The organism is Streptomyces sp. (genome assembly GCF_035563135.1).
GTDB lineage: Bacteria > Actinomycetota > Actinomycetes > Streptomycetales > Streptomycetaceae > Streptomyces.
The window spans coordinates 1-7,388 of record NZ_DATMVN010000373.1 but is presented as its reverse complement, the minus strand read 5'-3'; the positions used below and the strand labels follow the sequence as shown (position 1 = coordinate 7,388).

At 72.7% G+C, this 7,388-nt stretch carries 6 protein-coding genes; 4 read left to right on the top strand and 2 right to left on the bottom strand.

Translation table 11 applies throughout. From position 1 onward, the window contains the following. On the top strand, positions 1-750 hold a 750-nt coding region (locus tag VN520_RS16220), incomplete at its 5' end, for a SpoIIE family protein phosphatase (protein ID WP_325747630.1). 29 nt (positions 751-779) lie between these two features. Here VN520_RS16220 and VN520_RS16215 read toward each other — a convergent pair. After that, positions 780-989, bottom strand: coding sequence for a DUF4287 domain-containing protein (locus tag VN520_RS16215; protein ID WP_325747629.1), 210 nt, complete (start codon positions 987-989; stop codon positions 780-782). Positions 990-1,223: 234 nt separating this feature from the next. Between VN520_RS16215 and VN520_RS16210 the strand changes: the two genes are divergently transcribed. From VN520_RS16210 to VN520_RS16200, 3 genes are read left to right on the top strand one after another with little or no spacing between them, the layout of a single operon-like run. Further along, positions 1,224-1,784 carry a hypothetical protein gene (locus VN520_RS16210; protein WP_325747628.1) on the top strand — a complete coding sequence of 187 codons (561 nt, stop codon included), beginning with the start codon at positions 1,224-1,226 and terminating at the stop codon, positions 1,782-1,784. A 5-nt stretch (positions 1,785-1,789) separates the two neighbouring features. After that, on the top strand, positions 1,790-4,675 hold the full coding sequence (locus VN520_RS16205; RefSeq protein WP_325747627.1) for a caspase family protein: 2,886 nt from the start codon (positions 1,790-1,792) through the stop codon (positions 4,673-4,675). Further along, entirely contained in the window at positions 4,672-6,111 is a 1,440-nt protein-coding gene (locus VN520_RS16200; RefSeq protein WP_325747626.1) for an extracellular solute-binding protein, read from the top strand. The genes VN520_RS16205 and VN520_RS16200 overlap by 4 nt, the downstream gene beginning before the upstream one ends. A 74-nt stretch (positions 6,112-6,185) precedes the next feature. Here VN520_RS16200 and VN520_RS16195 read toward each other — a convergent pair whose 3' ends face one another. Beyond that, positions 6,186-7,193 carry an SEC-C domain-containing protein gene (locus VN520_RS16195; RefSeq protein WP_325747625.1) on the bottom strand — a complete coding sequence of 336 codons (1,008 nt, stop codon included), beginning with the start codon at positions 7,191-7,193 and terminating at the stop codon, positions 6,186-6,188. Between the last annotated feature and the right edge of the window lie 195 nt (positions 7,194-7,388).

Sequence of the window (7,388 nt, the reverse complement as noted above, 5' to 3'; positions counted from 1 at the left end):
GCCGTGTACGACCCGTTCACCGAGACGTGCACCGTGGCCTCCGCGGGCCACCCCGCCCCCCTCGTCATCGAACCGGGCGGTGACGCCTTCGTCGTCGGCCTGCCCGTGGGGCCGCCGCTGGGGACGGCGGACCGGTCCCCGGTCGCGGCGGTCTCCGTCCCGCTCCGGGAGGGCAGCCTGATCGTGCTCCACTGCAACGCGCTGCGCGGCCACGCCCAGCCCTCCTCGGGCGCGCTGCGCCAGGCGCTCACGCCCACGGACCGGCCGATGCGCGACCTGTGCGACGCGATCGCCTACACCCTGCCGGACAGCCCCGACCTCCGGGGCTCCGCCGTGCTGCTGGCCCGGACCCACGCCATGCCCGCGGACCGTTACGCCGCGTGGGAGCTCCCCTACGACAAGACGGCTCCGGCGACCGCACGCCGCCTCACGTCCAAGACGCTGGCGGACTGGCACCTGGAGGGCGACACGGGCGACGCCACCGAGCTGATCGTCAGCGAACTGGTGACCAACGCCGTGCGGTACGGCCGCCCGCCGGTGAAGCTGCGCCTCATCCTCGACCGGGGGCTGACCTGCGAGATCCGGGACGGCAGCACCACCGCCCCGTACATGAAGTACGCCGGGACGGTCGACGAGGGCGGGCGGGGGCTCTTCATCATCTCCCAGCTCGCCACGCTGTGGGGCACCCGGTACGCCGCCGAGGGCAAGACCGTCTGGTCGGAGCAGGTGATCCCCGGGGGAGGGGCCTGAGGCGGGTGCCGCTCGTCCTCGGAGGGCCCCTACACGTCCTCGGAGAGTGTGTGCGTGACCAGTGCGTTGGCGTGGCCGTGCCCCAGGCCGTGTTCGGTCCTGAGCCAGGCGACGAGCTCCATGTGCCTGGTCAGGGGCGAGGACCGGATGAGGTCCTTCCACTCGGCGGCCGGGCGGCCGTACTTCTTCTCGATCGAGGGGAAGTAGCTCGCCGGGCCCTTCACTGCCGCTTCGGTCATGTCGCGTATCCCGTCCCTGAGTCCGGTCGTGGCGAGCACCACGAGGTGCTCGCGCGTCTCTCAGGGCTTATGACTGCCGGAGGGCGCAGAAGTGATCGGTGGGCGCACAACGGGCTTCAGTTGTAGGCGAACAAAGGGGTGTCTCGTGTCAACGCCCGTGAAATACTTCTGTGTTCGGGGACCCGCCCCTCGTATGACGAGGGTGACGGGGTCGATGGGCTGATAGGGGCAGGCGTGGCAGACGGGGCGAACACGGACGGGCAGGATCAGGGACGGGAGACGGTCGAGTTACGCATCAGCCTCACCGGGACGCACACCCGGCGCGACGACCTCCAGGCCCTGCACACCTGGCTCAAGAAGGCGCCGGTCATCGAGGACGCGCTGAAGCGGAACGAGCTCGGACTCCAGCGCAAGGACTCGTTCACGCAGGTCGAGGCGATGGGCGGGGAGCTGATCCAGGACATCATCCTGGTCGTGTCCGTCGAGCTGGCGCGCTCCGTGGCCGAGAACGCCTGGCGGTCCGTGGAGACCTGGCTGCGCAACCGGCGGAGGTTCGCCGATCCTGATGAGGCGCCCCGCGTCACGCTGGAAGGGCCGACCGAAGGCCCGGGCTCCGACCTCAGGCGGGACACCGGACCCGGTTCCGAACCCGGAGCCGGCTCCGGGCCCGGGTCCGCATCCGGGCCCGGCCCCGGGTTTGAGCCCGGACCCGGCCGGGGCAGGGGGCCGGACGCGGGTTCCGGCTCCCGTGGGGACGACCGAGCGGGCGGCGGCGACGAGCCCGGAGAGGTCTAGCAGCCATGCCGCCGTACAACGCGCGCGGCGAGGAGAACAGGGCCAAGCGGCACAGAGCCGTGCTCATCGGGGTCGAGCACTACGCGGGCAATCGGAACGACCTTCCGGCCGTCACCACGAACCTCCGCCTCATGCGCGAGGCCCTGACCGCCGACCGCACCGGGGTGCTCGGCCCGGAGGACCTCGTCGTGGTCCCCACGGGCGGAGATCCGGCGGCCGGCGTCGATCCGCTCCGGGTGCGCGCCGTGCTGACCGCTGCCCGCAAGGAGGTGACCGGGCTGCTGGTCGTCTACTTCGCCGGGCACGGCATCGTGCGCCCCGACGGCAGCGACCTCAACCTGATGTTCACCGACTCAGCGGTGCTCAGGGACCAGCACCACTCCTTCCTCGGCACCCTGTCCTGGCGTGACGACGTCATGCCCGAGCTGCGCAGTTCCCACGCCGACTGGGTCGTCGTCATCCTCGACTGCTGTTTCGCCGGTAACGCCCTCGCGGCCTTCAGCCCGGCTACAGAGCAGAATTTCGCCCTGCTCACGGCGGCGGAGCGCGGGGTGGAGATCCCGCCCGGTGATCCCCGTACCGGTACGGAGTTCACCGCCGCCCTCCACCGGCTGCTCACCGCGGGCGAGGGGGAGCCGGTCACCTTCACCCGGATCGTCACCGGGATACGCGAGGCGATGTCGCCGCTGAAGGCGGTCGACGGGCACCGGTGGATCCCGGACGAGCTGCGGCACGGCGACGACGTGGTGCTCGCACTCGCGGCGGACCGGGAGCATGCGGAGCCATCGCCTGCCCCACTGTCACCTGTCTCGCCGTCACCTGTCCCGACCACCCCGGCTCCGGCTGCCCCGACTTCGACCACCCCGGCTCCGACCACCCCGGCTCCGACCACTCCGGCTCCGACCACCCCGGCTCCGGCTGCCCTGACTCCGACCGCCCCGACCCCGACCGCCCCGACCCCGACCGCCTCGGACTCGTCTGCCGTGGCCCCACGGCTCCCGCAGCCCCGGCCGGGGTGGTGGCAGCGGCTGACGGCCTTCCCGCGCAGGCTGCTGCGCGGGAAGGTCCGCCACCTGACGCGTACGACCGCGTTCGTCCTGGCGGGTGTCGTCGCTCTCGCCGGGGCCGGGGCGTGGTACTTCCTGAGCCCGGCCCCCGTCGGTGGCTGCGATTCGCCCCTGGAACTCCGGGTGCTCACCGACCCCGATCTGCTGTCCACCGTGCAGAAGGCCGCCGACGCCTATTCCAAGCGGGATGTCCGCGGCTGCCGGTCCGTCGGCATCAATGTGTACGACGCCAAGGCCACCGACGCCGTGGCGGCGTTCCGGTCCTCCTCGCTCTGGCAGGACCCGCCCGCCGCCTGCCCTGCCTCCGGTGACTGCCTGCGGCCCCAGCGGGACGTCGGCGCGCAGCCGGACATCTGGATCCCGGCCGCAGGCAGTGCGTGGCAGCGGGCGACGGCCGACGGGGAGGGCGGCGGCGGCACCGCCTCCGCCGCGGCCGGGACCCAGGAGCCCGCCGCGGACGCGGGAAAGAGCGTCGTGGACCTCGGCCGGCTGGGATCCATCGCCTACACGCCGATGGTCCTCGGCGTGCCGGACACCATGATCCTGGCGCGGGCCCTGCAGACCGACGATCCGCTCGGCGAGATCGTCTCCGCGCTGGAGGAAGCCCAGGACGTCGATGTCCTGCGCCCCGACCCCGAGGGGACCGAAGGCGCCCTGCTGGCCACCGACGCGCTCTACGCCGCCTCCCGCGCAGGCGGCGCGGCCGCGGTGGAGCAGGGCATGGCCACCGCACTGCGGCCCATGCCCTCCACCGCCCGGGAACTGATGTGCCTGCTGGCCGACGGTTCGCACAACGACCTGGAGGACCGGGCCGCCGTCCTCGTGCCGGAGCAGACCCTGGCGCAGTTCAACCTGTCGGCGGGCGAGGCCGGCCGCCCCGCCTGCGCGACGGAGGCTCTGAAGCACCGGGTGGCCCACTACCCCTCCGACGTGCCGATGCTGGACCTGCCCTTCGTCCGGGTCACCTGGGACGGGGCCGACCGGGACGCCGACGACCGCAGGGTGGCCGTCGAGGACTTCTACGACTGGCTGGCCACGGACCCGGTCGCGCAGAAGTGCTTCACCGACGACGGTTTCCGGGGCGTGGAGAAGAGCCGTCCGGCGCCGCCGGACGACGGCTCGGTGCTGCGGGAGAAGGACAACGCGACGGCCGTGCGCGAACAGCTCCCGAAGACCGGCCAGGGCGCCGACGTGTCCGCGTCGCTGAACGACACCCTGAGCCGGTACCGGGGGGCGCTCGGGCCCGGCCGGGTGCTGTACCTCCTCGACAATTCGACCTCGATGGCGGACAAGCGGGTCTGGGACGGCACCGGCGGCGCCAAGGAACTCGTGGCCCGCTCGATGCACTCCCTGGGCACCGGGGACTCGTACGGGGTGTGGGAGACGGCCGTGGAGGACGGCGAGCCCGCCACGGACCTCGTGCCGTTCGGACCGCAGACCACGGCCGGTGTGCAGAAGGCCGTCGCCGGTGCGAGGACGGCTGGTTTCGACGCCCGCATCGCGGAGGGCCTGGAAGCGGCGCTCGCCACGCTGCGCGACGACTCCGCCGATGCGGAGCAGCCCCGGCTCCTCGTCCTGGTCACCGACGGCGAGGACTTCGAAGCCGTCAGGAGGAAGGAACAGCAGGAACTCGTCGCGGACGCGGGCAGGACGCCGCTCGTCAGGATCGTGACGGTCTCGCTGCAGGACGGCGCCTGCGCACCCGGCCGGTTCGGCGAACGGCTCGCCGGGGCGAGCGGCGGACGGTGCCTGGACCCTGCCGACGACATCACGGCCGAACTGGCGGCGGAGGTCGCCAAGGCCGGTACGGGGGACGTGGAATGACCTGTGGTGACCGTCGCGCACTCCGGCGGCGGGCCAGGCCCGCCGCAGCCCTCGGCTGCCTGCTGGCGCTCCTCGCCGCCGCCTGCACGAGTGGGCCCGAAGGCACGGAGGGAGCCGGCCAGGAGCAGGCGGCCGAAGGGCCCATCGTCGTCGCCAGCGGGCTCGACGTCACCGGCTCCGGCAGCGTGCGGCAGCAGCTCATAGAGGAGTGGAACCGCTTGCACGCCGGATCGAGGACCCGGCAGGCGAAGCTCGTCGAGCTGCCCGGTGGCGCCGATCAACAGCGCAGCCAGCTCCTCGGCGCCCTCCAGTCCGGCAGCGCCCGCTACGACGTGGTCAACCTCGACATCACCTGGATCCCCGAATTCGCCGAGGCCGGGCTCATCAGCCCCATGCCCGTCGCCGGGACCGGTGCGGTCGCGGACGACGACCGCGACTTCATCAAGGAGGTCCACGCCACCACCGTCTGGAAGGGCCGCTCCTACGCCCGGCCGTTCAACACCGACGTGGGACTCCTCTACTACCGGCCCGACCTCCTGGCGAAAGCCGACGTCGAGGCCGACAAGCAGCCCACCGAGGACTGGACGTGGGACCAGCTCTACTCCTCCGTGAAGACCCTCGGGCTGAACCCGGTCCGCCGTGACGAACTCGCGGGGTGGACCACGCAGCTCAAGCAGTACGAAGGGCTGACCGTCAACACCGTCGAGGCGTTCGCCGACGCCGGCGTCGAACTGACCGACAGCGAGGGGCGGTACAGCTCCGATGCCGGGGAGCTGAAGAAGGGACTCGACCACCTCCTCGAACGGGTCGACCGGGGCCGGGTCCAGCCGGCCGCGCTCAGCTCCGACGAGACGGCGTCCCTCACCGACTTCGTGGAGGAGCGCGCCGTCTTCCTGCGCCACTGGCCCTATGCGTACGAGGCGTTGGGGGGCCGGATGGACCCGAAGACCTACGCCGTGAACCGGCTGCCGGGGAAAGCCGTGCTCGGAGGGCAGAACCTCGCCGTCACCGCCGACTCGCGACGGGCCGACGACGCCCGCGAGCTCATCACCTTCCTGACCTCACGGGAGAGCGAACGCTGCCTGCTCGACGCGGGCTTCGCGGCGACCCGGGACTCCGTGTACGACGACGCCGCGCAGCCCTGCTGGCCCCGGGTCGCCGCCGCGCTCCGGCCGGCCGGGGACAGCCCGAAGGCGGCGGCGACGGGCGAGGGCGTGCCCAGGAAGCAGGAAGCGGACGCGCGCGCCGCGTACATCCGGACGCTCGGCGAGGCACTGGCCGAGGCGGTGCAGCGTCCGCGCACCCCGTACTACGGCGCGTTCACCCAGGTCCTCCAGTCCCATGTGCACGCGCTGCTGGCCGCGGAGGGACCCGACACCGCCGAGGCCGCCGACATGCTCGACGACGCGCTGCGGGACGTGTTCGCGGGCAGGTGACGGGAGCCCTTCCCCTGCGCGGGCGGGTGGCCGGGGAGCCCTTCTCCTGCGCGGGCGGGTGGCCGGGACCCTTCTCAGCCCGCGCCGTGGCACTCGCGGTACGCGCGCCCCGAGCCGCACCAGCACGCCGCGCTGCGCGCCGGAGGCCAGGGGACGGCGCGGCCGCGGGCTGCGAGCGTCGTGGCGTACTGGGGGAGCAGGTCCGGATCGGACGGGGACGCGGCCTCCGACGCGGCGAACGCCTCGTAGGAGGGGACCGTGCCCGTCACGATGCCGAGATTCGGCGTGCCCGTCGTATGCAGGTCCCGCAACGCCGCCTCCAGGCGCGCCAGATGGTCCTCGTGCGAGACGTACTCCTGGGACAGCTCCGGGTAGGCGGCCAGGAGTTCGCGCAGCTCGCCCTCGGGCCAGTGCAGCACCGCGACGGGGAACGGGCGGGACAACGCGCTGCGGTAGGTGCCCAGTTCGGCACGGAGGCGGGTGATCTCCGCCTGTAGCTCGCCCGGGTCCGAGGAGCCGAGGGACCACAGGCGCTTCGGGTCGTGCAGCTCGTCGAGGGGGACGGCGGCGGTGTGCAGCGCGTCGGCCAGCTCGTCCCACGCGTCATGGGCGACGCCCATCAGCCTGCGCACCCGGTGCCGTCCGGTCAGCAACGACTGGGTGGCGTAGGGGACGTCCTCACCCGGCGCGATGAGCAGCGTCAGCGCGGTCGAGAAGAAGTCGTGGGCCGCCTCCAGCTCGTCGTGCGCTTCGAGCGTCTCCGCGGCGATCTCCCACGGCGCCGCTTCGAGCGGGCCGGCGGCGCGGATGCCGTCGATGATCGCGCGGGCCTCGGCCTCATGGCCGTACTCCCACAGGTTGGCCGCTTTGAGTGCTTTGACCAGATAGGGATGGTCGATGCTGCTGTCGGGGGAGCCGAGCAGTTCGTCGTAGAGGGCGCTCGCGCGGGCGCGCTCACCGGCGAGCTCCAGATGGGCCGCGGCCTGGAGGAACAGCGGTTCGTGGTCCTCGGGGTACTGCGCCGCGGTGCGCAGCAGGCGCTCGGCTTCGGCGATGTGGTCGGCAGGCGTGTCGGGGCGCATGGACCACACGGTACTGCGGGACGGGTGCGAGGTGAGAGGGAGTGGAGCTGAGCGCTGATGAAGGCCGGAGGACGGCAGGGAGAACACTCGGCGCTCCCGTGGGAACGGGACATCCGCCGCAGCCACGAGCGCCGCCGCAGTCACGAACGCCGCCGCAGTCACGAACGCCGCGGCAGCCACGAGCGCCGCGGCGGG